Below are 708 nucleotides of genomic sequence, written 5' to 3'. Positions count from 1 at the left end.
TGTGCAACGACTTCGGGTTGTGCTCCGTCGAATTCGAGTTTGTCCAGGATGCGGACGAGACGGGAGGCTCGCATGCGGGGCCACTGGGTCGCGAGGCGGCCGGAGCGGTGCTTGCGCAGAACTTCTTCCTCGACTTCGGCGGGGATGAGGATCTCCATCCCGAGCTTGGTCAGTGTGTCAATGAGGAGAGTGCTCTTGCCTGCGGCGCAGAAGTAGACACAGCAGACGGCGTCGATGACGCTGACCAGCTGTTCGGCGGGCTCGCTGGTGTCGGGGCCGTTCACGCCCTGGCGTTGGCGCGGGCGACAAGCGAAACAATGTCGGCGCGACGGGTTCGGGATTCGACGGTGACTCCGGCTTCGGCGAGCGACGTGGCGACGTCGGCTTCGGATCGGCCGGTGAGCCGCGCGATCGCGGCAGCGCCGAGCAGACCCCTGCGGTAGGCGTGCGTCGCGCGTTCCTGGAGCCGTTGCGGCGGCAGTGGCCGCCGTGCGAGTTCCTGCTCGAGGTCGTACTGCTGACCCCACCCGTACCGGTGCGCGAGCACGCGTGCGGACGGAACCGCCGTGAGGGTTGCCGGCAGTAGGCCTGCCCGGTCCAGCTGGATACGCGCGACGTCGGGGCTGACTCCGAAGTGCCGGACGAGCAGTGCGACGGCACGTTCGTCGACGCGGTCTCGAGTCGTGATGCCGAGCGCCTGCGCCAGCC

1 protein-coding gene and 1 pseudogene are annotated in these 708 nt (G+C 68.4%); both read right to left on the bottom strand.

Annotated features, from left to right (window positions below):
• On the bottom strand, positions 1–284 hold a 284-nt coding region (locus U9977_RS05655), incomplete at its 3' end, for a hypothetical protein (protein ID WP_322748104.1).
• Positions 281–708, bottom strand: a pseudogene (locus U9977_RS05650) (hypothetical protein); the annotation flags it as partial. The pseudogene U9977_RS05650 and the gene U9977_RS05655, both read right to left, overlap by 4 nt.

This window comes from Protofrankia sp. Cas8 (genome assembly GCF_963555845.1).
Classification (GTDB): domain Bacteria; phylum Actinomycetota; class Actinomycetes; order Frankiales; family Frankiaceae; genus Protofrankia.
This window is presented reverse-complemented; position numbering and strand designations above follow the sequence as displayed.